Raw genomic sequence first — 22,675 nt, 5'->3', positions numbered from 1 at the left:
TGGCCACTCGTCTCTCTCCACACGGCCCCGCCGTCCCACACCTCACCGCCCTAGACACCCGCTCCCCCCCCCCCCCCCCCCCCCGCCCCCCCCCCCCCCCGGGGGGGGGGCGCCCCCGCTTCCGGACGATCAGGCCGTTCAGTCCTTCACGGCCGCCTTCAGCTGCTCCACGCGGTCGGTGCGCTCCCAGGTGAAGTCGGGCAGCTCACGGCCGAAGTGGCCGTACGCCGCGGTCTGGGAGTAGATCGGGCGCAGCAGGTCCAGGTCGCGGATGATCGCGGCCGGGCGCAGGTCGAAGACGTCGGTGACGGCCTTCTGGATGGACAGCACCGGCACGGTCTCGGTGCCGAAGGTCTCGACGAACAGGCCCACGGGCTCGGCCTTGCCGATCGCGTACGCGACCTGCACCTCGGCGCGGCGGGCGAGGCCGGCGGCGACGATGTTCTTCGCCACCCAGCGCATCGCGTACGCGGCCGAGCGGTCGACCTTGGACGGGTCCTTGCCGGAGAAGGCGCCGCCACCGTGGCGGGCCATGCCGCCGTAGGTGTCGATGATGATCTTGCGGCCGGTGAGGCCGGCGTCGCCCATCGGGCCGCCGATCTCGAAGCGGCCGGTCGGGTTCACCAGCAGGCGGTAGCCCTCGGTGACCAGCTTGATGCCCTGGTCGGCGAGTGCCTTCAGCTCGGGCTCGACCACGAACTCGCGGATGTCCGGGGTGAGCAGCGACTCCAGGTCGATGTCACTGGCGTGCTGGGTGGAGACCACCACGGTGTCGAGGCGGACGGCCTTGTCGCCGTCGTACTCGATGGTGACCTGGGTCTTGCCGTCGGGGCGCAGGTACGGGATGGTCCCGTTCTTGCGGACCTCGGTCAGGCGGCGCGAGAGGCGGTGCGCGATGGTGATCGGCAGCGGCATCAGCTCGGGCGTCTCGTCGGACGCGTAGCCGAACATCAGGCCCTGGTCGCCGGCGCCCTGCTTGTCCAGGTCGTCCTCGTCGCCCTCGACCCGAGCCTCGTACGCGGTGTCGACGCCCTGAGCGATGTCGGGCGACTGCGCGCCGATGGACACCGACACGCCGCAGGAGGCGCCGTCGAAGCCCTTCTTGGAGCTGTCGTAGCCGATCTCCAGGATCTTGTCCCGGACGAGCTGGGCGATCGGCGCGTACGCCTTGGTGGTCACCTCGCCGGCCACGTGCACCTGGCCGGTGGTGATGAGCGTCTCCACGGCGACCCGGGAGGTCGGGTCCTCTCGCAGGAGAGCGTCAAGGATGGTGTCGCTGATCTGGTCAGCGATCTTGTCGGGGTGTCCCTCGGTGACGGACTCCGAGGTGAACAGGCGGCGAGACACAGCGCTCCCTGGGGTTGCAGCGGCTGCTGACTGAAGGCCCCCGGCGAACCGAGGACATCCGGAAAGACTTGATTCCTGGAGTCTAACGGGATGCCTCCGCCGAACGTCACCCGCTTCCGGAAATCTCGACCGATCTCCAGCAGGGCTTGATCAGTCGCCGACCGTTTCCAGCCGCTTGACGACCAGGTCCCAGACCACGTCCGCCAACGCCTCCTTCGGACCCACCGGAACGGCCGTCTCACTGCCGTCCGAGCCCAGCACCACGGCCTCGTTGACGTCCGTCCCGAAGGCCTTGCCGTTGCCCACCTCGTTGACGACCAGCAGGTCGCAGCCCTTGCGGGCGAGCTTGGCGCGGCCGTTGGCGAGCACGTCGTCGGTCTCCGCCGCGAAACCCACCACGAGTTGGCCCGAACGGGCGCGGTGCGCCGCCAGCTCGGCCAGGACGTCGGGGTTGCGGACGAGGGCGACCGGCGCCGGCTCGACGCCCTCGACCTTCTTGATCTTGCCGCTGGCGTACTCGGCGGGCCGGAAGTCCGCCACGGCCGCGGCCATGACCACGGCGTCGGCCGACGCCGCCGCCTTCAGCGCCGCCTCGCGCAGCTCCAGCGCGGTCGAGACGTGCACCACGTCGACGCCGGCCGGGTCGGCGAGCTCCGCGTTGGCCGAGACCAACGTCACGCGCGCCCCACGGGCCGCGGCCGTCACGGCCAGCGCGTAGCCCTGCTTGCCGGAGGAGCGGTTGCCCAGGAACCGCACCGGGTCCAGCGGCTCGCGGGTGCCGCCGGCCGAGACCACCACGTGCCGGCCCGCCAGGTCGGTCGGGGCGGCCCCGCCCCGGCGCAGCACGGCCCGGCAGGCGTCGAAGATCGCGGACGGCTCGGGCAGCCGCCCCTTGCCGGTGTCCTTGCCGGTGAGCCGCCCGACGGCCGGCTCCAGCACGATCACGCCGCGGCGGCGCAGCGTGGCGACGTTGTCCCGGGTGGCGGGGTGCTCCCACATCTCGGTGTGCATGGCGGGCGCCACGACGACCGGACAGCGAGCGGTGAGCAGGGTGTTGGTGAGCAGGTCGTCGGCGAGGCCGTGGGCGGCCTTGGCGATCAGGTCGGCGGTGGCGGGGGCGACCACGACCAGGTCGGCCTGCTGGCCGATCCGCACGTGCGGCACCTCGTGCACGCGCTCCCAGGTCTCGGTGGCGGCCGGGCGGCCGGAGAGCGCGGCCCAGGTGGCCTCGCCGACGAAGTGCAGCGCGGCCTCGGTGGGCACCACGGTGACCTGGTGGCCGGACTCGGTGAACCGGCGGAGCAGCTCGCACACCTTGTAGGCGGCGATGCCGCCGCTGACGCCGAGGGCGACGCGCGGCGCGTCCGCCGACCCGCTCCGGTCCGAAGTCGCGCTCATACTCCCGCTCTCCTCCACTCCTGGGACGTGCACACCCTACGGCCCCTCATCCGCCGCGCGCACCGTGGTCGATCCCACAGCCCCCGGGAATGCCGAAGGGCCCGGCGGAAACGATTCCGCCGGGCCCTTCCACAAGAAACTTCGGAGCACCGCCTCAGGCGGCTTCGATCGCCTCGGCGGTCAGCATGCCCGCGTTGATCTCGCGCAGCGCGATCGACAGCGGCTTCTCGTGCACGTGGGTGTCGACCAGCGGGCCGACGTACTCGAGCAGGCCCTCACCGAGCTGGGAGTAGTACGCGTTGATCTGACGCGCGCGCTTGGCGGCGTAGATCACGAGGCTGTACTTGGAGTCGGTGGCCTCAAGCAGCTCGTCGATCGGCGGGTTGATGATGCCCTCGGGCGCGGTCATGGAAGAGGACACGCGAAAACCTTCCGAAAGGGTGGAAAAGACAGACAGGTCAGGCTACACCGAGCAAGGCTAGCAGTTCGCCCGCTACCTGCTCGACGGAGGTGTTGACAAGGGTCGTGTCGAACTCGGTTTCGGCCGCGAGCTCGACCTTGGCCGCCTCCAGCCGCTTCGCGATCACGTCCTGCGACTCCGTGCCCCGACCGGTCAGCCGTCGGACCAGCTCGTCCCAGCTCGGCGGGGCCAGGAAGACCAGCTGCGCCTCGGGCATCGACTCGCGCACCTGGCGGGCGCCCTGGAGGTCGATCTCCAGCAGGACGGGCTCGCCGCGCTCCAGCTTCTCCAGCACCGCCGAGCGCGGGGTGCCGTAGCGGTTGCCGGCGAAGACGGCCCACTCCAGCAGCTCGCCGTTGGCGATCAGCTTGTCGAACTCGTCGTTGTCGACGAAGTGGTACTGGACCCCGTTCTGCTCGCCCGGCCTCGGGTGCCGGGTCGTCGCCGACACCGAGAGCCAGACCTCGGGGTGCTGCTTCCTCATATGAGCGACGACCGTGCTCTTGCCGACCCCCGAAGGGCCGGAGAGCACGGTCAGCCGCGGACGCTCACTCATGCACCGATTATCCCGGATCGCGGACGCTCCCGGGACCACGGGGCACGGTCAGGCGGCACCGCCGCCGAACTCCCGCTCCAGGGAGGCGATCTGGTTCGTACCGAGGCCGCGGACGCGCCGGCTCTCGCTGATGCCGAGGCGTTCCATGATCTGCTTGGCACGGACCTTGCCGACGCCGGGAAGGGACTCCAGCAGTGCGGAGACCTTCATCTTGCCGATGACGTCGTTCTCGGCCTTTCCGGCCTTGATCACCTCGTGCAGGGAGGCGCCGGAGTGCTTGAGCCGGTTCTTGACCTCGGCGCGCTCCCGGCGAGCCTCGGCGGCCTTGGCGAGCGCGGCGGTGCGCTGTTCAGGGGTAAGGGGCGGAAGAGCCACGCCGTTCACCTCAGGGTGTGGAAGGAAGGGATTGAGCTATGACTGGTTTGGATCCCAGGACACCGTCCGCAAGGGGAACCACAGGGCCCTTGACCTGCGGGAGCTACGGGTTTCGCGGCTCGCCGATGACCTATCGCCGGACACTACCCGGATTGCGGCGCCACGTCAGGAAAAGAACACGAAAAGTCCTGGTCAGCCAAGGCCGACCAGGACTTTCCAGGGCAAAATGACCGCGATTGCGAAACTTTGACACCGCCAATGTGACGGCGCTCACGTCAACTTCGGTGGGGTCCGGGGACCCTCGCCGGGCTGCGCACACTGCGCAGGGTCATCGCCCCGCTACGCCGCTCGCGCCCGCGATCGCCGCTACTTCACCGCGTCCGCTACTTCACCGCGTCCGCTACTTCACCGCGTCCGCTACTTCACCGCGTCCGCTACTTCACCGCGTCCGCGTACTCGCCGACGAACCGCTCGGCCGCCGAGCGCAGGGCCGCCACCGACGGACCGTGCTTGAGCACGTCCCGGCTGACGCTCGGCACCACGTTGATCACCGCGGCGCCGAACACCCGCGGCAGGTCGGCCATCGTCGCGCCCTGGGCCCCGATCCCGGGGGCCAGCAGCGGGCCGTTGATGGCCAGTTCCACGCCCGCGTCGGCGAGCGTCGCGCCGACGACCGCGCCGAAGGAGCCCAGCGGGGCGGCGTCGCCGTTCTCCGCCGCCAGCTGCCGCAGCACCGAGGCCGCGACCGACTCGCCGTCCGCGCCGACCGCCCGCTGCACCTCGTGGCCCTCCGGGTTGGAGGTGAGCGCCAGCGCGAACACGCCGCAGCCCTGCGCGCGGGCCAGGTCGAGGGCCGGGCGCAGCGAGCCGAAGCCCAGGTACGGGCTGACCGTGACGGCGTCCGAGAACAGCGGGCTGCCGGGCGACAGGAAGGCCTCCGCGTAGGCGGCCATGGTGGAGCCGATGTCGCCGCGCTTGGCGTCCATCAGGACCAGCGCGCCGGCCGCCCTGGCCTCCTCGACGGACTTCTCCAGCACCGCGACGCCCTTGCTGCCGAAGCGCTCGAAGAAGGCGGCCTGCGGCTTGAGCACGGCCACCCGGTCGGCCAGCGCCTCGACGACGGTGCGGCTGAAGGTCTCCAGGCCGGCGAGGTCGTCGCCGAGCCCCCAGGCGGCGAGCAGGGAGGCGTGCGGGTCGATGCCGACGCAGAGCTGGCCGCGGGTGTCGAGGGCCTGGCGCAGCCGGGCGCCGAACGGGGCGAGGGTCATGTCGTCCTTCCGGAAGGTCGTGGGGAGGCCGCACGGAGGCCGTGCGCGGGTCCTACACGGCTCGCACGGGGCGTCGTACGGAGCCGTGGCGTACGGAGGTTCAGGAGGAGGCCTTGGCGCCGTCGACGGCGCTGCCGACGGCGGCGGCCAGGTCGCGGAAGCCCGCGGCCCGGATCCGGGCGGAGAGGCCCCGGTGGATCCGGCGGCACCAGAACGGGCCCTCGTAGATGAAGGCGCTGTAGCCCTGGACGAGGTCCGCGCCGTGGACGATCCGCTGCCAGACGTCATCGGCGGTCTCGACGCCGCCGACCGAGACCAGCGTCAGCCGGCCCCCGGTCCGGGCGCGCAGGCGCTGGAGCACCTCCAGGGCGCGGGCCTTGAGCGGGGCGCCGGACAGGCCGCCCATGCCGATCTCCTCGACCCGGGCGGCGTCGGTGCGCAGGCCTTCGCGGCCGATCGTGGTGTTGGTGGCGATGATGCCGTCCAGGCCCAGTTCCAGGGCGAGGTCGGCGACCGCGTCGACGTCCTCGTCGGCCAGGTCGGGGGCGATCTTGACCAGCAGCGGGACGTGGTGCGCGGTGGTGCGGTCGGCGGCCTCGCGGACGGCGGCGAGCAGCGGGCGCAGGTGGTCCACGGCCTGGAGGTTGCGCAGCCCGGGGGTGTTCGGCGAACTGACGTTGACGACCAGGTAGTCGGCGTACTTGGCCAGCCGCTCGGTGGACTTGACGTAGTCGGCGACGGCGTCGGCCTCCTCGACCACCTTGGTCTTGCCGATGTTGACGCCGATCACCGGGGTGGAGCTGGTGTGCGGGCGGGCGGCGAGGCGCGCGGCGACCCGGGCCGAGCCCTGGTTGTTGAAGCCCATCCGGTTGATCAGCGCGCGGTCCTCGACCAGGCGGAACAGCCGGGGCGTCGGGTTGCCCGGCTGGGGCTCGCCGGTGATAGTGCCGATCTCGACGTAGTCGAAGCCGAGCATCGCCAGGCCGTCGATGCCGACGCCGTTCTTGTCGAAGCCGGCCGCCAGGCCGAACGGGCCCGGCAGGTCGAGGCCGAGGGCGGTGGTGTGCAGCGCCCGGTCGCGCGGGGCGAGCACCAGCCGCGCCAGCGTGCGCAGGCCGGGCACCGAGGAGGCGAGCCGGATCCAGAAGAAGGCGAGGTGGTGGGCCTTCTCGGGGTCCATCTTCTTGAAGACGAGGTCGAACAGCAGCTTGTACAAAAACCCAACTCCCGGATCAGGGCCCGGATCTGAGCGTGAGCACCCGGATCAGGGCATGGAAGTGGGGGGCACCCGGCTGGCCTCGGTGCCCCCCACTGCTGTGGTGCTACTTGCGGCCGGCGTTGATCAGCGCGGCGTGCTCCTGGAGCGACATCACCCCGACCTCGTCGCGCAGCAGCGCGTCCATGCCCTGGACGGCCGCGCCCATCGCCTGGACCGTGGTCAGGCAGGGCACGCCGCGGGACACGGCGGCGGTGCGGATCTCGTAGCCGTCGAGGCGCCCGCCGGTGCCGTACGGCGTGTTGATGATGAGGTCGACCTCACCGTCGTGGATCAGCTGGACGATGGTCCGCTCGCCGTTGGGGCCCTCGCCCTCGCTGTGCTTGCGCACCAGCGTGGACGGGATGCCGCCGCGGTGCAGCACCTCGGCGGTGCCGGCGGTGGCGAGCACCTCGAAGCCGAGGCCGACCAGCGCGCGGGCCGGGAAGACCAGGTTGCGCTTGTCGCGGTTGGCGACCGAGACGAAGACCTTGCCCTTGGTCGGCAGCGCGCCGTAGGCGCCGGCCTGGGCCTTGGCGTAGGCCGTGCCGAAGACCTTGTCGATGCCCATGACCTCGCCGGTCGAGCGCATCTCCGGGCCGAGCACGGTGTCCACGCCGCGGCCGTGGATGTCGCGGAAGCGGCTCCACGGCATCACGGCCTCCTTGACCGCGATCGGCGCGTCGGCCGGCAACGTGCCGCCGTCGCCCTCGGCCGGGAGCAGGCCCTCGGCGCGCAGTTCGGCGATGGTGGCGCCGAGCGAGATCCGGGCGGCGGCCTTGGCCAGCGGCACGGCGGTCGCCTTGGAGGTGAACGGCACGGTGCGGGAGGCGCGCGGGTTGGCCTCCAGCACGTACAGGATGTCCCCGGCCAGCGCGAACTGGATGTTGATCAGGCCGCGGACGCCGACGCCGCGCGCGATGGCCTCGGTGGAGGTGCGCAGGCGCTTGATGTCGTAGCCGCCGAGGGTGATCGGGGGCAGCGCGCAGGCGGAGTCGCCGGAGTGGATGCCGGCCTCCTCGATGTGCTCCATGACGCCGCCGAGGTAGAGCTCGGTGCCGTCGTACAGCGCGTCGACGTCGATCTCCACCGCGTCGTCGAGGAAGCGGTCGATGAGCACCGGGTGCTCGGAGATCAGGCCGGCGTGGCGCTCCAGGTAGGAGGCGAGCGAGGCCTCGTCGTAGACGATCTCCATGCCGCGGCCGCCGAGCACGTACGACGGGCGGGCGAGCACCGGGTAGCCGATCTCGTCGGCGATGGCCTTGGCCTCGGCGAAGGAGAAGGCGGTGCCGTGCTTGGGGGCGGGCAGGCCGGCGTCGCGCAGCACGCGGCCGAAGGCGCCGCGCTCCTCGGCGAGGTCGATCGCCTCGGGCTGGGTGCCGACGATCGGCACGCCGTTGTCCTTGAGCGCCTGGGCCAGGCCGAGCGGGGTCTGGCCGCCGAGCTGGACGATCACGCCGGCCAGCGGGCCGGCCTGCTGCTCGGCGTGGACGATCTCCAGCACGTCCTCCAGGGTGAGCGGCTCGAAGTAGAGCCGGTCGGAGGTGTCGTAGTCGGTGGAGACGGTCTCCGGGTTGCAGTTGACCATCACGGTCTCGTACCCGGCGTCGGCCAGCGCGAAGGAGGCGTGCACGCAGGAGTAGTCGAACTCGATGCCCTGGCCGATGCGGTTCGGGCCGGAGCCGAGGATGATCACGGCCGGCTTGGTGCGCGGGGCGACCTCGTTCTCCTCGTCGTAGGACGAGTAGAAGTACGGGGTCTTGGCGGCGAACTCGGCGGCGCAGGTGTCGACGGTCTTGAACACCGGGCGGATGCCGAGCGCGTGCCGGACCTCGCGGACGACGTCCGGCTTCAGGCCGCGGATCTCGCCGATCTGCTGGTCGGAGAAGCCGTGCCGCTTGGCGTGGCGCAGCAGCTCGGGGGTGAGCTTCGCGGCCTCGGTCAGCTCGGCGGCGATCTCGTCGAGCAGGAAGAGCTGGTCGACGAACCACGGGTCGATCTTGGTGGCCTCGAACACCTCCTCCGGGGTGGCGCCGGCCCGGATGGCCTGCATCACGGTGTTGATCCGGCCGTCGGTCGGCACGACCGCCTTGGCCAGCAGCTCGGCCTTGTCGCCGACCGGGCCGGTCCAGGAGAACTGGGAGCCCTTCTTCTCCAGCGAGCGCAGCGCCTTCTGCAGCGCCTCGGGGAAGTTGCGGCCCATGGCCATGGCCTCGCCGACCGACTTCATGGTGGTGGTCAGCGTGGCGTCGGCGCTCGGGAACTTCTCGAACGCGAACCGGGGGACCTTCACCACGACGTAGTCGAGGGCCGGCTCGAAGGAGGCCGGGGTCTGCTCGGTGATGTCGTTGGGGATCTCGTCGAGCGTGTAGCCGACGGCCAGCTTGGCGGCGATCTTGGCGATCGGGAAGCCGGTCGCCTTCGAGGCCAGCGCGGAGGAGCGCGACACCCGCGGGTTCATCTCGATGACGATGACCCGGCCGCTGTCGGGGTTGACGGCGAACTGGATGTTGCAGCCGCCGGTGTCGACGCCGACCTCGCGGATCACGGCGATGCCGATGTCGCGCAGGATCTGGTACTCACGGTCGGTGAGGGTCATCGCCGGGGCGACGGTGATCGAGTCACCGGTGTGCACGCCCATCGGGTCGAAGTTCTCGATGGAGCAGACGACCACGACGTTGTCGTTCTTGTCGCGCATCAGCTCCAGCTCGTACTCCTTCCAGCCGAGGATGGACTCCTCCAGGAGCACCTCGGTGGTCGGCGAGAGGGCCAGGCCCTGGCCGGCGATGCGGCGCAGGTCCTCCTCGTCGTGGGCGAAGCCGGAGCCGGCGCCGCCCATGGTGAAGGAGGGGCGCACGACGACGGGGTAGCCGCCGAGCGTGTCGACGCCGGCCAGCACGTCGTCCATCGAGTGGCAGATGACCGAGCGGGCGGACTCGCCGTGGCCGATCTTGGCGTTGACCGCCTCGACGACGCCCTTGAACAGCTGGCGGTCCTCGCCCTTGTTGATCGCCACCACGTCGGCGCCGATCAGCTCGACGCCGTACTTCTCCAGCGTGCCGGCCGAGTGCAGGGAGATCGCGGTGTTGAGCGCGGTCTGCCCGCCGAGGGTCGGCAGCAGCGCGTCGGGGCGCTCCTTGGCGATGATCCGCTCGACGAACTCCGGGGTGATCGGCTCGACGTAGGTGGCGTCGGCGATCTCCGGGTCGGTCATGATCGTGGCCGGGTTGGAGTTGACCAGCACGACCCGCAGGCCCTCGGCCTTGAGGACGCGGCAGGCCTGCGTGCCCGAGTAGTCGAACTCGGCGGCCTGGCCGATCACGATCGGGCCGGACCCGATCACCAGGACGGACTTGATGTCAGTGCGCTTAGGCACGCTGGCCCTCCATGAGCTTCGCGCTGTGCTTGTCGTCGCCGCGCATGAGCTCGACGAACCGGTCGAAGAGGTAGGCCGCGTCGTGCGGGCCGGCCGCCGCTTCGGGGTGGTACTGCACGCTGAAGGCGGGGACGTCGAGCGCCTGGAGGCCCTCGACCACGTCGTCGTTGAGGCAGACGTGGGAGACCTCGACCCGCCCGAAGGGGGTGTCGCTCACCCGGTCCAGCGGTGCGTTCACGGCGAAGCCGTGGTTGTGCGCGGTCACCTCGACCTTGCCGGTGGTGCGGTCCTGCACCGGCTGGTTGATGCCGCGGTGGCCGTACTTGAGCTTGTAGGTGCCGAAGCCCAGTGCGCGGCCGAGGATCTGGTTGCCGAAGCAGATCCCGAAGAACGGGGTCCCGCGCTCCAGCACGCCCTGCGCGACGGCGACCTGGTGGTCGGCGGTGGCCGGGTCGCCCGGGCCGTTGGAGAAGAACACGCCGTCCGGCTGGACCGCGTAGAGGTCCTCCAGGGTGGAGTTGGCCGGCAGCACGTGCACCTCGATGCCGCGCTCGGCCATCCGCTGCGGGGTCATCCCCTTGATGCCGAGGTCCAGCGCGGCGACGGTGAACTTCTTCTCACCGATCGCGGGCACGACGTACGCCTCGGTGGTCGCCACCTCGGCGCACAGGTCGGCGCCCTTCATCTCGGGCGACTGCTGCACCCGGGCGAGCAGTTCGGCCTGGTCGGTCAGCGCCTCGCCGGAGAAGATGCCGCAGCGCATCGCGCCGCGCTCGCGCAGGTGGCGGGTGAGCGCCCGGGTGTCGATGCCGCTGATGCCGACGACGCCCTGGCGGACGAGCTCCTCGTCCAGCGAGCGGGTGGAGCGCCAGTTGGACGCCACCCGGGCGGGGTCGCGCACGACGTACCCGGCGACCCAGATCCGCTTGGACTCGTCGTCCTCGTCGTTCCAGCCGGTGTTGCCGATCTGCGGGGCGGTCATCACGACCACCTGGCGGTGGTACGACGGGTCGGTGAGGGTCTCCTGGTAGCCGGACATGCCGGTGTTGAAGACGGCCTCGCCGAAGGTCTCGCCGGTCGCGCCGTAGGCCTCGCCGCGGAAGGTCCGGCCGTCCTCCAGGACGAGCACGGCGGGGGTGCGCTCCCGCCGTCGGCGCTGCGTGGTGGGGGCAGGTGCGGTCATTGAGCGGCCTCTTCCGTCTTCGTCTTCGTACGTGTTGCGAGTTGGGCGATCGCCTCGACCCAGGCGGCGTGCTCGTCGGGGTGGTCGGCCCGGAAGCCCGAGTCCAGCTCGGTGCCCTCGTGCGTCCAGCTGACGACGAGCAGCCCGGCCGGGACGACCTTGCCGGCGATCCCGGAGTCCGTGCGGGCACCGGTCAGGTGCCCGGCCGGGATCCAGAGGTCGACGTCACCGGGGCGCCGCACCAGCAGGCCGTCCTCGCCGAGGGTGAGGTCGGCGCGGCTGCGGGTGCCCAGGCCGTGCGCGACGACCCGGTCGAGCCAGTTCCCGGCGGTGGTGGAACCGTGGTACCGCCCGCTGGTCTCCAGGATGGTCCGGCCGGCGCCGGCCGGCACGGCGGGCAGCGGCGGGATGCCGGACTGGAGGGTGCGCCGCCAGTTCCAGCCCTGCCGCATCAGCCAGTAGACGAGCCCGATGACGATCAGCAGGCCGACGGCCCAGCCGATGTACCCGGGCCAGTTGGTGACCTTGGCCTGCTCCTGGGCGAGCGCGGCCGGGCCGGTCACGCCGCCCCGCCCTGCTCGGCCAGCTCGCCGGCCAGCACGGTGGCGCGCCCGCGCAGGAAGGTGGCGTGCACCCGTCCGGGCAGGTCAAGGCCCTTGTAGGGGGTGTTGCGGCTGCGGGTGGCGAAGCTGTCCGGGTTCACGGCACCACGGTACGCGGGATCGAACAGCACCAGGTTGGCCGGCTCACCGACCGAGACGGGACGGCCCTGTCCGGCGAGACGGCCGATCCGGGCCGGGCGGTGCGACATGCGGTCGGCGACGCCCTCCCAGTTCAGCAGGCCGGTGTCCACCATGGTCTGCTGCACGACCGACAGCGCGGTCTCCAGGCCGACCATGCCCATCGCGGCGACGGCCCACTCGCAGTCCTTGTCCTCGTCCGGGTGCGGCGCGTGGTCGGTGGCGACGGCGTCGATGGTGCCGTCCGCGAGCGCCTTGCGCAGCGCCTGGACGTCCTCGGCGGTGCGCAGCGGCGGGTTGACCTTGTAGACCGGGTCGTAGGAGCGGACCAGCTCGTCGGTGAGCAGCAGGTGGTGCGGGGTGACCTCGGCGGTGACGTCCCAGCCCTTGGCCTTGGCCCAGCGGATGATCTCGACCGAGCCGGCGGTGGAGACGTGGCAGACGTGCAGCCGGGAGCCGACGTGCGCGGCGAGCAGCACGTCCCGCGCGATGATCGACTCCTCGGCGACGGCCGGCCAGCCGCCGAGCCCGAGCTCGCCGGAGACCTGGCCCTCGTTCATCTGGGCGCCCTCGGTGAGCCGCGGCTCCTGGGCGTGCTGGGCCACGACGCCGTCGAAGGCCTTGACGTACTCCAGGGCGCGGCGCATCAGCACCGCGTCGTCCACGCACTTGCCGTCGTCGGAGAAGACCCGCACGTTCGCGGCGGACTCGTGCATCGCGCCCAGCTCGGCGAGCTTGTTGCCCTCCAGGCCGACGGTGACGGCGCCGACCGGCTGCACGTCGCAGTAGCCGGCCTCCTGGCCGAGCCGCCAGACTTGCTCGACCACGCCGGCGGTGTCGGCCACCGGGGTGGTGTTGGCCATCGCGTGCACGGCGGTGAAGCCGCCCATCGCGGCGGCCCGGGTGCCGGTGAGCACGGTCTCGGCGTCCTCGCGGCCGGGCTCGCGCAGGTGGGTGTGCAGGTCGACGAGACCGGGCAGCACGATCAGGCCGCCGGCGTCGATCTCGATGTCCGCCTCGACCGCCAGGCCGGTGCCGATCTCCTTGATCACACCGTCGGCGAGGTGGAGGTCCTGCGGGGCACCGCCGAGGATCTGGGCGTTGCGGATCAGGTAGGTGGTCACTGAGCGGTCTCCACGGAGTCGGTGCGGGCGTCGTTGAGGGTGGCTCCCCCGAGCAGCAGGTACAGGACGGCCATCCGGACCGACACGCCGTTGGCGACCTGCTCGACCACGGTGCAGCGCGGCGAGTCGGCGACCTCAGCGGTGATCTCCATGCCGCGCACCATCGGGCCGGGGTGCATCACGATGGCGTGCTCGGGCAGCTGGGACATCCGGGTGCCGTTCAGGCCGTAGCGGCGGCTGTACTCGCGCTCGGTCGGGAAGAACGCGGCGTTCATCCGCTCGCGCTGCACCCGCAGCATCATCACCGCGTCCGTCTTGGGGAGCACGCGGTCCAGGTCGTAGCTGACCTCGCAGGGCCAGTTCTGAATGCCGATCGGCAGCAGCGTCGGCGGGGCGACGAAGGTGACCTGGGCACCGAGGGTGGTCAGCAGGTGCACGTTGGAACGGGCGACCCGGCTGTGCAGGATGTCGCCGACGATGGTCACCCGGCGCCCGGCGAGGTCGTTGCCCAGCCCGGCGTTGAGGTGGCGGCGCATGGTGAAGGCGTCGAGCAGCGCCTGGGTGGGGTGCTCGTGGGTGCCGTCACCGGCGTTGATCACGCTGCCGTGCAGCCAGTCGGACTGGGCGAGGCGGGCCGGCGCGCCCGAGGCGTGGTGCCGGACGACGACCGCGTCGGCGCCCATCGCCTGGAGGGTGAGCGCGGTGTCCTTGAGGCTCTCGCCCTTGGAGACCGAGGAGCCCTTGGCGGAGAAGTTGATGACGTCGGCGGAGAGCCGCTTCTCGGCGACCTCGAAGGAGGTCTTGGTGCGGGTCGAGTCCTCGAAGAAGAGGTTGACGACGGTCCGGCCGCGCAGCGTGGGCAGCTTCTTGACGGCCCGTCCGGAGAGCTGGGCCAGCTCCTCGGCGGTGTCCAGGATCAGCAGCGCGTCGTCGCGGGTGAGGTCGGCGGCGGAGACGAGGTGGCGCTTCACGCGGGCTACTCCGGGAGGTGCGGTTCGGACGGCTGGGAGGCCAGGGCCTGCGAACCCTGTTCATCGCGCGCGGAGCGCGACGCATCGGTGTAGGCGCGGTCGCCGACCAGCACGGCGTCCACGCCGTCGCTGTCGGACAGGCGCACCTGCACGGCCTCGCGCAGCGAGGTGGGGAGGTTCTTGCCCACGTAGTCGGCCCGGATCGGCAGCTCGCGGTGGCCGCGGTCGACCAGGACGGCGAGCTGGACGGCGCGCGGGCGGCCGATGTCGTTCAGCGCGTCGAGCGCGGCCCGGATGGTGCGGCCGGAGAAGAGCACGTCGTCGACGAGGATGACGAGCTTGCCGTCGATGCCGCCGGACGGGATCTCGGTGTGCTCCAGGGCGCGGGCGGGCTTGAGCCGCAGGTCGTCCCGGTACATGGTGATGTCCAGGGCACCCAGCGGGATCTCGCGCCCGGTGATCTGGGCCAGCCGGCCGTGCAGGCGGCGGGCGAGGTGGACGCCCCTGGTGTGGATGCCGAGCAGCACGACGTCCTCGGCGCCCTTGGCGCGCTCGACGATCTCGTGCGCTATCCGGGTGACGACCCGGGCGATGTCCGTGCCGTCCAGCACCTGGTGCGGCGGTCGCGGCGTCGAATCTTGGTGTGTGGTCATGCCGAAGCGGACCTCCTTCCCCGCCTCACTGGACGGGCCTTAAAGGATGTCTGGGACTGCCCCCGCCGACCTGGCGCGGGCTTCGAGCCATCCTAGCAGCGGGCCGGGAGGCAATCGGACACGCACCATTCCGCTTCGCCGGGTTCACGCCCCGGACGCGCCGCGGATGCGGGCCATTCGCACGACTGCCCCATTCGGCTTGACGCAGCTACCTTACTCTACGTAACCTCACAGTGAGTTACGAGACGGACGTCGAACCCACCGGTAACGGCGTCGACCATCGTCCGTGACCCACCACTGAACGCGAAGCAATCTCGTCCGGGGAGATCAATGTCCAGCGACTACGCGAAGCAACTCGGGGGCAAGCTCCGAGCGATCCGCACTCAGCAGGGTCTCTCCCTGCACGGTGTCGAGGAGAAGTCCCAGGGGCGCTGGAAGGCAGTCGTCGTCGGCTCGTACGAGCGCGGCGACCGTGCGGTCACCGTGCAGCGGCTGGCCGAGCTGGCGGAGTTCTACGGCGTCCCGGTGCAGGAGCTGCTGCCCGGCGGCACCCCCGGCGGCGCGGCCGAGCCGCCGCCGCGCCTGGTGCTCGACCTGGAGAGACTGACCCAGGTCCCGTCCGAGAAGGCCGGCCCGCTGCAGCGCTACGCGGCGACGATCCAGAGCCAGCGCGGCGACTACAACGGCAAGGTGCTGTCGATCCGCCAGGACGACCTGCGCACCCTGGCGGTCATCTACGACCAGTCGCCGTCGATCCTCACCGAGCAGCTGATCTCCTGGGGCGTGCTGAACCCCGACGCGCGCCGTGCGGTGCGCGAGGAGGAGGCGAGCTGACGCTCGCCGCACCGGCTCCCGTCGGCTCGGTCCGCGGTCCGGGCCACGCCCCGGGCCTTGCAGAAACGTCACGGCGCGGCACCCCGCATCCCGGGGGCCGCGCCGTCGCGCGTCCACGGCCGGCTCAGCAGACCGTCCCCAGGCTGTAGCCGGGCTGCGCCGCCACGCCGTCCAGCCGCACCGGCCCGGCAGCCGGCGCCCAGTCCTGCCCGCCGCTCGACCAGGCCCAGGAGGCCGGCAGGAAGTGCTCGTCAGCGGCTGCGCCACGGGCGCCGCCCGCCGCCACCGAGCCCTGCGAGCCGTGCAGCACCGCCACCCCCGGCAGCTCCAGCGCCAATCCGGCGCACAGCACCGCGCAGACCAGCTCCAGGTCCTCGTCGTTGATCCGGACCACGCCGTCCTCCCACTGCAGCACCCGGGCCGCCGCGGTCAGCCGCCCGCCCGGCGCGTCCACCCGCAGCCGCAGCTCGTACACCCCGGCGCCCGCGCCGACCAGCATCCGGCGGAACACCTCGGCGCCGCGCTGGCGGGCGGCGCGCACCCAGCGGGCGTGCTCCTCGTCGACCTCGCCCGCGGCCCCGGACAGGCCGCCGTCCAGCAGCAGGTCGGCGTGGCAGAGCGTCAGCCCGTTCTCCCGGGCCCGGACCAGGCGCGGCACGAAGTCCCCGGCCAGTTCCTCGCCCTGATAGGCCAACAGCTGGGTCTGCAACGGCGGATTGACCAGGTAGCGGTCGCGGGCGAGCGGTTCGGCCGGGTCCAGCCCGTGCAGCACGCAGAACTCCGCGAAGTCCTGCGGGTGGAACATCCGGGCCCGCACGGTGTCGAAGCGCTCCAGGGCGTCGGCCAGCAGCTCGGCGGTCTCGGCCAGGTAGTGCTCGTGGTCGGCGGCGTTCGACAGCCCCCAGGCGCGGGCCCGGGCGAAGTCGGCCGCGCTGGTCAGGACCCCGATGACGAACGCCTGCTCGGCCCCCTCGACCCGCCGCCGCTGGTGCGGCGCCCGCACCGTGGGTCGCGGGCCGCCGGCGGTGCAGTCGGAGTTGCGGCGGGCGCGGCCACTGTGGCTCATCGATGGCTCCTGGCGTCGGCGGGTGACGGTCAGCGGCCGGCTCGCCGCTGACCGTCTATCTCCCCATCCGCGCGCGCCGCACACGTACGGCGTGTCACAGGAATGTAACCGACGGTAAGACGATGTGATTCACGCCTTCCGCGGCACCCGGGCCAGCTGGCGGGACTGCGCGACCAGGCGGCCGGACTCGTCCCAGACCTCGGCATCCTCCTCGAAGTACCCGCCGGCCACGTTGCGGGTGGCGTGGGTGACCCGCAGCCAGCCCGGGACCGGCCTGGCCCGCAGGTGGACGGTCAGCTCGACGGTCGGGGCCCAGCCGGGCATGCCCAGGTCGAAGGTCACCGGCGGCAGCGCGTCGGCGACCAGCAGGAGCAGCAGCGGGTCGGGGTCGCGGCCGTCGGCGAGCCGGAACCAGCCCTGGATCCGCCCGTTGCCGGACGGCTGCCCGAGCGCCCAGCCGATGGTGGCCGGGTCCAGCCGCAGGTCGAAGCGCTCCAGCAGTTCGGCCTGGGCGATCAGCTCCCGGGGCGCGTGCTCGACGCCGATGCACTGGTCCGGCGGCGGCAGCTGCGGCGGCAGGGCGCTGGTGCGTACCTCGCCGTCGGCGGTGGAGAGGTCGCCGTGGCTGGCGACCACCCGCAGCCGCTCCACGCCGTCCTGGCTGAGCGAGGCGGTGCCGGTGGAGAGCCCGCGGCCGGTGCGCAGCACCTCGGTGCGGACGGTGGCCGGGCCGGGCGTGGAGGCGGACAGGTAGTAACCACTGATCGACACCGGGTCGGGGTGGTCGCCGTGCTCCAGCGACAGCGCGTGTCCGGCGACGGCGAGCAGCAGCCCGCCGTTGACCCCGCCGCCGATCTGCCAGCCGGCACCGAGTTCGGCCTCGTAGCGGCCGGGCTCGTCAGGGTGCCGGGTCAGGGCGATGCCCTGGTCGAACTCGCTGCGGGTCGCGGTGGTCATGGGGGGTGGCCTGCCCTTCACTGCGGTTTCCGAACGCCAAGTTACTGGCGAGTAGGGCACCACCTTACGCCGCCCGGGTGAAACGCGCGACGGCCGCCGGACCCGGAATCCGGGTCCAGCGGCCGTTCTGCGGGTTTCACCGCCACCGGTGGTCGGGGCCTAGGGCGCACGACCTACCGGCGGATGCTCGGCTTCAGCTCCAGGAAGCGGGCGAGCAGACCGTTGACGAAGGCCGGGGAGTCGTCCGTGGAGAACTCCTTGGCGATCTCCACGGCCTCGTCCAGGACGACCGCGTCCGGGACGCCGTCCTCCCAGATCAGCTCGTAGGCGCCGAGCCGCAGGACGTTGCGGTCCACGATCGGCATCCGGTCGAGGGTCCAGCCCACCGCGTACTGCGAGATCAGGTCGTCGATCCGGCGAGCGTGCTGGACGTACCCCTCGATCAACTCCATGGTGTACTCGCCGACCTGCGGGGTGCCCTCGTCGGGCTTCGGCTCGCGGGCGCGGGCCACCCAGTCCGCGAGGACCCGCTGCGGGTCGACCCCGCGGTGGTCGGCCTCGAAGAGGATCTGGAAGGCCCGGGTACGGGCCTTGCTACGTGCGGCCGACACGGACTTACTTCACCCGGCCGAGGTAGCCGCCGTCGCGGGTGTCGACCTTGATCTTCTCGCCGGTGACGATGAAGAGCGGCACGGCGATCTCGGCGCCGGTCTCCAGCGTGGCCGGCTTGGAGCCGCCGGTGGAGCGGTCGCCCTGGACGCCCGGCTCGGTGTGGGAGATCAGCAGCTCGACGGAGGCCGGGAGCTCGATGTACAGGGGGGCACCCTCGTACATGGCGACCAGGGCCTCGAAGCCCTCCAGCAGGTACTTGGAGGCGTCGCCGACGACGGCCGGCTCGACCACGATCTGGTCGTAGGTGTCCGTGTCCATGAACACGAAGTTCTCGCCGTCCTTGTACGAGAACTGCATGCCGCGCTTGTCGACGTTGGCGGTCTCGACCTTGGTGCCGGCGTTGAAGGTCTTGTCGACGACCTTGCCGGTCAGGACCTCCTTGAGCTTCGTGCGCACGAAGGCCGGGCCCTTGCCGGGCTTGACGTGCTGGAACTCGACGACGGACCAGAGCTTGCCGCCCTCCAGCTTGAGGACCATGCCGTTCTTGAGATCGTTCGTGGAAGCCACGGGCGCACTTACTCCTGGATATAGCTGTCAAGGAACCAAGGCTTGCGTCCTGCCGCCGACGGCCGACGGGCGGCCGCGGTCACAGGGCGAGGAGCTCCTTGGTGGTGATGGTGAGCAGCTCGGGCCCGCCCTCCTCTGGGGGGCGCACCACGAGCGTGTCCTCGATCCGGACACCGCCCTTGCCCGGGAGGTGGACCCCTGGGCCGACGGTGACCGGCACGCGGCTGTCCAGTTTACCCATGTCCGACGGACCGAGGCGCGGCGCCTCCCGGATCTCCAGCCCGATGCCGTGCCCCACCGGGTGCGGGGAGGTCTCGGTGTGGCCGGCCGCCTCCAGGATCTGCCGCGCGGCCCGGTCGGGCACGTACTGCTCCACGCCCGGTCCGAGCGCCTCCCGGCCGGCCCGCTGGGCCCGGAACACCAGCCGGTGCAGCTCCACCTGCCAGGGCGCGGGGGCGGCGCCGATCACGAAGGTCCGGGCGGTGGAGACGCCGTAACCCCGGTACTGGGCGCCCATCACCACGGTGAGGAAGTCGCCCTCCTCCACCCGGCGGTCGGTCGGCTGGTGGGCGGGCCGGCCGGAGTGGCTGCCGGTGCCGACGGACACCGGGTAGGCCGCCCGGTCCGCGCCGTGGTCGATCATCCTGCGTTCCAGCTCCATCGCCAGGTGCCGTTCGGTGCGGCCGACCAGGATCGACTCCAGCAGTTCGCCGAGCGCCTGGTCGGCGATCTCGGCGGCGATCCGCAGGTCGGCGATCTCGTGCTCGTCCTTGACCACCCGCAGCCGCTCGACCACCTGCGCCAGGTCGGCCAGCCGGGCCCCCTCCGCCAGGCTCGCCACCGCGCGGTGGCGGCTGACGGTCAGGTCGTGCTCCTCCACCGCGAGGTCCGCCACGCCCAGTCGCGCGGCGGCGGCGGCCGCCGCCAGGGCGGTGTCCGCCGCGGCCGCCACCGGCACCTGGGTGACGTCCGGCGCGATCAGGTGCTCCCCGGTGTCGTCCGGCGGCAGATCGTCCGGCACTGCCAGCAGCACCCGCTCCCGGGTCAGCAGCAGCGTCGCCCCGCAGGGCGCGCAGCCCGTCAGATACCGCACGTTCGCCGCCCGGGTGATCAGCGCCGCATCGGCCCCGGCCGCACTGCAGTGCTCCCTCACCCGCTCCCGCCGACCCGCGTACGCATCAGACATGCGTCGAGCCTACGAACCCCCACCCCGATCCGCCCGCCGAGCACCCCCGACAGGGCGCGCTCCCGCCCCCGCACGCCCCCTTCGTGGTCGCTACGCCCCCTCCGGGTCGATCAGGCCGCGGCGGTAGGCGGGGACCAGGTTCTGGGGGACGAGCAGTTCGCGGCCGTTGAGGGTGATCGGGACGAGCTTCGGGGCCTTGCCCTTCCACTGGGCCCGGCGGTGCCGGGTGTTGCTGCGGGACGTCTTGCGCTTGGGGACGGCCATCGGGGGCTCCTTGTCGGGTGGTGGCGGTGGTGGCGGTGGTGGCGGCGATGGCTACCGGGTGGTGCCGGCGGCGTACGGGAGGAGGGCCATCTCGCGGGCATTCTTGACGGCCCTGGCCACGGCGCGCTGCTGCTGGACGGTGAGCCGGGTGACGCGGCGGCTCCGGATCTTGCCGCGGTCGGAGACGAAGCGCCGCAGCAGGTCGGTGTCCTTGTAGTCGATGTACTCGATGCCGGCCGCGAACAGCGGGTTCGGCCGGTCCTTGGGCGGGTTCGGTCGCTTACGCACAGTGACGGCTCCTCAGTGAACGGGGTCGAGCAGGTCCCGGAAGGCGTCCGGCAGGGCCTTCCAGCCGGGTTCGCCGGCGGCGAGTTCGGCGTCGGTGAGCAGACAGGAGTCGAGCAGCCCGGTGACACCGTCGACGTCCAGGCCCTCGGCGGTGAAGCTGAGCTGCTGCACCCGGTCGCCGTGCAGCGGGTGCCAGTCGAGGGCGGCGGCGGCCCGGCGGGCTGGCGGGTACAGCTCCCAGGCGGCGTCGGGCAGGGAGGTGAGCCAGGGCCCGCACTCCTCGACGGCGAGGTTGGCCCCGGCGGCGTCCCAGGCGAGCATCAGGTCGGGCCGGTTGGCCAGCCAGAATCGGCCGCGGCTGCGCTGGGCGGCGGGGACGAGCAGCTCCAGCGCCCGGTGCAGCCGCTCGGGGTGCAACGGGCGGCGGCGCTCCCAGACCAGCGTGGTGACGCCGGCCTCGTCGCTCTCCTGCGGGAGCAGCGCGATCGCCGGGTTGACCCGGTCGCGGGCGGCGGCGACGTCGAAGCCGCCGAGGGCGGCCCGGGTGAGCGCGCCGGTGCCGAGCCGGACGACCCGGGCGGTGGGGTGGAGCTGGCGGAGCAGCGCGAGCCCGGGCGTGTGCGCCGTCGCGCGCGGGACGGCGAGGGTGGTGGCGTACTCGACCTGGTGGGCGAGCGCCTCCGCGCGGGTCCGCTGGTCCTGGCGGGCGGTGTGCTCGCCGTGGTCCACCAGGTCGTCGGAGACGGAGAGTTCGCCGATCAGCCGGTCCGGGTCGACGGCCGTGACCACGCCCGCGAGTTCGACGGCGTCCTCCAGATGGCGGCCGTCCGCCTCTCCCCCGGCGATCACCTCGACGGCCGGGTGCGGGTCGCTGCCGCCCCACAGTTCGACGATCGCGAGTCCGTACCGGCCTTCGTCGGCGATCCGCAGCAGTCGCGGCAGCAGGTCCTCGCGCAGGGCGCAGCAGGGGCAGTCGTTCACCAGCGGGACGTCGGCGGCGTCGAACCCGCCTCCCGCGTCGCGCAGTTCACGGTGGACGACACCCTGCGAGGCCTCCCGCAGGTCATGGTGGAGGACCACCGCGCCCACCGCGGCCGCGGCCAACTCCCGGACGGCGGCGCGGCGTTCGGCGGCGTGCAGGCCGGCGACGACCACCACGGGCAGCTTGATCCCGTCCACGCCGCTCACCAGCTGGCCTTGCGGACGCCGGGCAGGTGGCCGGCGTGGGCGTGGACGCGGAGGTTGACCCGGGAGAGGCCGAAGGCGCGCAGGTAGCCGCGGGGGCGGCCGTCGACGGCGTCGCGGTTGCGGATCCGGGTGGCGCTGGCGTCGCGGGGCTGGCGGGCGAGTTCGGCCTGGGCGGCGGCGCGTTCGGCGGGGGCGGTGCCGGGGTGGGCGATGATCCGCTTGAGCTCGGCGCGGCGCTCGGCGTACCGGGCCACGACGGCGCGGCGCTGCTCGTTCTTGGCGATCTTGCTCTGCTTGGCCATCAGACCTTTCCCCCTCGGGCGCGGATGCGGGCGACGGCGGCCTCGATGCCGATCGTGTCGATGGTGCGGATGCCCTTGGCGCTGAGGGTGAGCCGGACGTACCGGCCCTCGCCGGGCAGCCAGTAGCGCTTGTGCTGGATGTTGGGGTCGAAGCGGCGGCGGGTGCGGCGGTGCGAGTGCGAGATCGCGTTGCCGAATCCGGGCTTGCGGCCGGTGAGTTGGCAGTGGGCGGACATGGGCGCTCCCTGACGTCCGGGAATGGGCAGGACGGAGCTCACGTTACACCAGATGAAAATGACTTCCATTTCGGTGTACGGTTTCGCCCCGGCCCCGAACACCCCGCCAACCCGCCAACCCGCCAACCCGGGAGGACACCCATGGCCCGTAGTGAACTGCGCCCCGTCATCAAGCTCCGCTCCACCGCCGGCACCGGCTACACGTACGTGACCCGCAAGAACCGCCGCAACGACCCGGACCGGATGGTCCTGCGCAAGTACGACCCGGTCGCGCGCCGGCACGTCGACTTCCGCGAAGAGCGCTGAACCCCGCCCGCCCGAACTGAACCCCGCACCGACGGAACGCCGACCGGCAGCGACCCGTACCGCCCCGCAGCGACGAAACGGCGCCTCCCCCGGGATCCCGGGGGTGGCGCCGTCGCGGGGGGCGGACGGCGCCCCCCGCCGGGGCCTCAAAACTGTCTGCGCA

25 protein-coding genes are annotated in these 22,675 nt (G+C 72.1%); 2 read left to right on the top strand and 23 right to left on the bottom strand.

Going from position 1 to position 22,675, the window contains the following annotated elements; translation table 11 throughout:
• Nucleotides 1-138: 138 nt before the first annotated feature.
• The 13 genes from metK to pyrR all read right to left on the bottom strand — a co-directional run bounded on the left by metK (nucleotide 139) and on the right by pyrR (nucleotide 14,706).
• Nucleotides 139-1,347 (bottom strand): methionine adenosyltransferase, encoded by a 1,209-nt coding sequence (gene metK, locus ACFV6D_RS13195; protein WP_063346752.1) that lies wholly within the window; start codon nucleotides 1,345-1,347, stop codon nucleotides 139-141.
• Between the two features lie 150 nt (nucleotides 1,348-1,497).
• Nucleotides 1,498-2,745 carry a bifunctional phosphopantothenoylcysteine decarboxylase/phosphopantothenate--cysteine ligase CoaBC gene (gene coaBC / locus ACFV6D_RS13190; protein WP_380342397.1) on the bottom strand — a complete coding sequence of 416 codons (1,248 nt, stop codon included), beginning with the start codon at nucleotides 2,743-2,745 and terminating at the stop codon, nucleotides 1,498-1,500.
• Nucleotides 2,746-2,899: 154 nt separating this feature from the next.
• Nucleotides 2,900-3,166, bottom strand: coding sequence for a DNA-directed RNA polymerase subunit omega (gene rpoZ, locus ACFV6D_RS13185; protein WP_030240625.1), 267 nt, complete (start codon nucleotides 3,164-3,166; stop codon nucleotides 2,900-2,902).
• A 37-nt stretch (nucleotides 3,167-3,203) separates the two neighbouring features.
• Nucleotides 3,204-3,761: a guanylate kinase gene (gmk, locus tag ACFV6D_RS13180; RefSeq protein ID WP_063346754.1), complete on the bottom strand. Its 558-nt coding sequence runs from the start codon at nucleotides 3,759-3,761 to the stop codon at nucleotides 3,204-3,206.
• A gap of 48 nt (nucleotides 3,762-3,809) precedes the next feature.
• Nucleotides 3,810-4,136 carry an integration host factor, actinobacterial type gene (mihF, locus tag ACFV6D_RS13175; protein WP_063346755.1) on the bottom strand — a complete coding sequence of 109 codons (327 nt, stop codon included), beginning with the start codon at nucleotides 4,134-4,136 and terminating at the stop codon, nucleotides 3,810-3,812.
• Nucleotides 4,137-4,570: 434 nt separating this feature from the next.
• Nucleotides 4,571-5,404: an orotidine-5'-phosphate decarboxylase gene (gene pyrF, locus ACFV6D_RS13170; RefSeq protein ID WP_350877835.1), complete on the bottom strand. Its 834-nt coding sequence runs from the start codon at nucleotides 5,402-5,404 to the stop codon at nucleotides 4,571-4,573.
• Between the two features lie 100 nt (nucleotides 5,405-5,504).
• A complete protein-coding gene (locus tag ACFV6D_RS13165) occupies nucleotides 5,505-6,620 on the bottom strand; it encodes a quinone-dependent dihydroorotate dehydrogenase (protein WP_380559646.1) in 1,116 nt (371 codons plus the stop codon).
• A 106-nt stretch (nucleotides 6,621-6,726) separates the two neighbouring features.
• The gene (carB, locus tag ACFV6D_RS13160) at nucleotides 6,727-10,035 is read right to left on the bottom strand and encodes a carbamoyl-phosphate synthase large subunit (RefSeq protein ID WP_063346758.1); all 3,309 of its coding nucleotides are present in this window, start codon (nucleotides 10,033-10,035) and stop codon (nucleotides 6,727-6,729) included.
• Entirely contained in the window at nucleotides 10,028-11,218 is a 1,191-nt protein-coding gene (gene carA / locus ACFV6D_RS13155; protein ID WP_063346759.1) for a glutamine-hydrolyzing carbamoyl-phosphate synthase small subunit, read from the bottom strand. Before carA ends, carB begins: the two co-directional genes overlap by 8 nt.
• Nucleotides 11,215-11,781, bottom strand: coding sequence for a hypothetical protein (locus tag ACFV6D_RS13150; protein ID WP_363372725.1), 567 nt, complete (start codon nucleotides 11,779-11,781; stop codon nucleotides 11,215-11,217). The genes carA and ACFV6D_RS13150 overlap by 4 nt, the downstream gene beginning before the upstream one ends.
• Entirely contained in the window at nucleotides 11,778-13,082 is a 1,305-nt protein-coding gene (locus tag ACFV6D_RS13145) for a dihydroorotase (RefSeq protein ID WP_380427653.1), read from the bottom strand. The genes ACFV6D_RS13150 and ACFV6D_RS13145 overlap by 4 nt, the downstream gene beginning before the upstream one ends.
• On the bottom strand, nucleotides 13,079-14,053 hold the full coding sequence (locus ACFV6D_RS13140; protein ID WP_063346762.1) for an aspartate carbamoyltransferase catalytic subunit: 975 nt from the start codon (nucleotides 14,051-14,053) through the stop codon (nucleotides 13,079-13,081). Before ACFV6D_RS13140 ends, ACFV6D_RS13145 begins: the two co-directional genes overlap by 4 nt.
• A gap of 5 nt (nucleotides 14,054-14,058) precedes the next feature.
• Nucleotides 14,059-14,706: a bifunctional pyr operon transcriptional regulator/uracil phosphoribosyltransferase PyrR gene (gene pyrR, locus ACFV6D_RS13135; protein WP_063346763.1), complete on the bottom strand. Its 648-nt coding sequence runs from the start codon at nucleotides 14,704-14,706 to the stop codon at nucleotides 14,059-14,061.
• Between the two features lie 330 nt (nucleotides 14,707-15,036).
• Between pyrR and ACFV6D_RS13130 the strand changes: the two genes are divergently transcribed.
• On the top strand, nucleotides 15,037-15,540 hold the full coding sequence (locus ACFV6D_RS13130; protein ID WP_031072501.1) for a transcriptional regulator: 504 nt from the start codon (nucleotides 15,037-15,039) through the stop codon (nucleotides 15,538-15,540).
• 124 nt (nucleotides 15,541-15,664) lie between these two features.
• On the opposite strand, the gene ACFV6D_RS13125 is transcribed toward ACFV6D_RS13130, so the two are convergent.
• The 10 genes from ACFV6D_RS13125 to rpmB form a co-directional block, all read right to left on the bottom strand.
• Nucleotides 15,665-16,606: a hypothetical protein gene (locus ACFV6D_RS13125; RefSeq protein ID WP_063346764.1), complete on the bottom strand. Its 942-nt coding sequence runs from the start codon at nucleotides 16,604-16,606 to the stop codon at nucleotides 15,665-15,667.
• Between the two features lie 129 nt (nucleotides 16,607-16,735).
• Nucleotides 16,736-17,563 (bottom strand): thioesterase family protein, encoded by an 828-nt coding sequence (locus tag ACFV6D_RS13120; protein ID WP_380487013.1) that lies wholly within the window; start codon nucleotides 17,561-17,563, stop codon nucleotides 16,736-16,738.
• A 173-nt stretch (nucleotides 17,564-17,736) separates the two neighbouring features.
• Complete coding sequence (gene nusB / locus ACFV6D_RS13115; RefSeq protein WP_063346766.1) at nucleotides 17,737-18,174, bottom strand: transcription antitermination factor NusB; 438 nt, start codon at nucleotides 18,172-18,174, stop codon at nucleotides 17,737-17,739.
• 4 nt (nucleotides 18,175-18,178) lie between these two features.
• Nucleotides 18,179-18,742, bottom strand: coding sequence for an elongation factor P (gene efp, locus ACFV6D_RS13110; RefSeq protein WP_063346767.1), 564 nt, complete (start codon nucleotides 18,740-18,742; stop codon nucleotides 18,179-18,181).
• A 79-nt stretch (nucleotides 18,743-18,821) separates the two neighbouring features.
• Entirely contained in the window at nucleotides 18,822-19,928 is a 1,107-nt protein-coding gene (locus ACFV6D_RS13105) for a Xaa-Pro peptidase family protein (protein ID WP_063346768.1), read from the bottom strand.
• A 90-nt stretch (nucleotides 19,929-20,018) separates the two neighbouring features.
• Nucleotides 20,019-20,192, bottom strand: a complete 174-nt coding sequence (rpmF, locus tag ACFV6D_RS13100; protein ID WP_063346769.1) for a 50S ribosomal protein L32 — start codon at nucleotides 20,190-20,192, stop codon at nucleotides 20,019-20,021.
• A gap of 51 nt (nucleotides 20,193-20,243) precedes the next feature.
• A complete protein-coding gene (gene rpsR, locus ACFV6D_RS13095; RefSeq protein WP_063346770.1) occupies nucleotides 20,244-20,480 on the bottom strand; it encodes a 30S ribosomal protein S18 in 237 nt (78 codons plus the stop codon).
• A gap of 12 nt (nucleotides 20,481-20,492) precedes the next feature.
• A complete protein-coding gene (locus ACFV6D_RS13090; protein WP_380559644.1) occupies nucleotides 20,493-21,659 on the bottom strand; it encodes a CobW family GTP-binding protein in 1,167 nt (388 codons plus the stop codon).
• 5 nt (nucleotides 21,660-21,664) lie between these two features.
• Nucleotides 21,665-21,970 carry a 30S ribosomal protein S14 gene (gene rpsN / locus ACFV6D_RS13085; protein ID WP_063346772.1) on the bottom strand — a complete coding sequence of 102 codons (306 nt, stop codon included), beginning with the start codon at nucleotides 21,968-21,970 and terminating at the stop codon, nucleotides 21,665-21,667.
• Nucleotides 21,970-22,206 carry a 50S ribosomal protein L28 gene (gene rpmB, locus ACFV6D_RS13080; protein ID WP_063346773.1) on the bottom strand — a complete coding sequence of 79 codons (237 nt, stop codon included), beginning with the start codon at nucleotides 22,204-22,206 and terminating at the stop codon, nucleotides 21,970-21,972. The genes rpsN and rpmB overlap by 1 nt, the downstream gene beginning before the upstream one ends.
• A 141-nt stretch (nucleotides 22,207-22,347) precedes the next feature.
• Here rpmB and rpmG point away from each other — a divergent pair, with 141 nt between their 5' ends.
• On the top strand, nucleotides 22,348-22,512 hold the full coding sequence (gene rpmG, locus ACFV6D_RS13075; RefSeq protein ID WP_363618280.1) for a 50S ribosomal protein L33: 165 nt from the start codon (nucleotides 22,348-22,350) through the stop codon (nucleotides 22,510-22,512).
• Nucleotides 22,513-22,675: the final 163 nt, after the last annotated feature.

The sequence above is a fragment of the Kitasatospora sp. NPDC059812 genome (assembly GCF_042732075.1).
Lineage (GTDB): Bacteria > Actinomycetota > Actinomycetes > Streptomycetales > Streptomycetaceae > Kitasatospora.
This window is presented reverse-complemented; position numbering and strand designations above follow the sequence as displayed.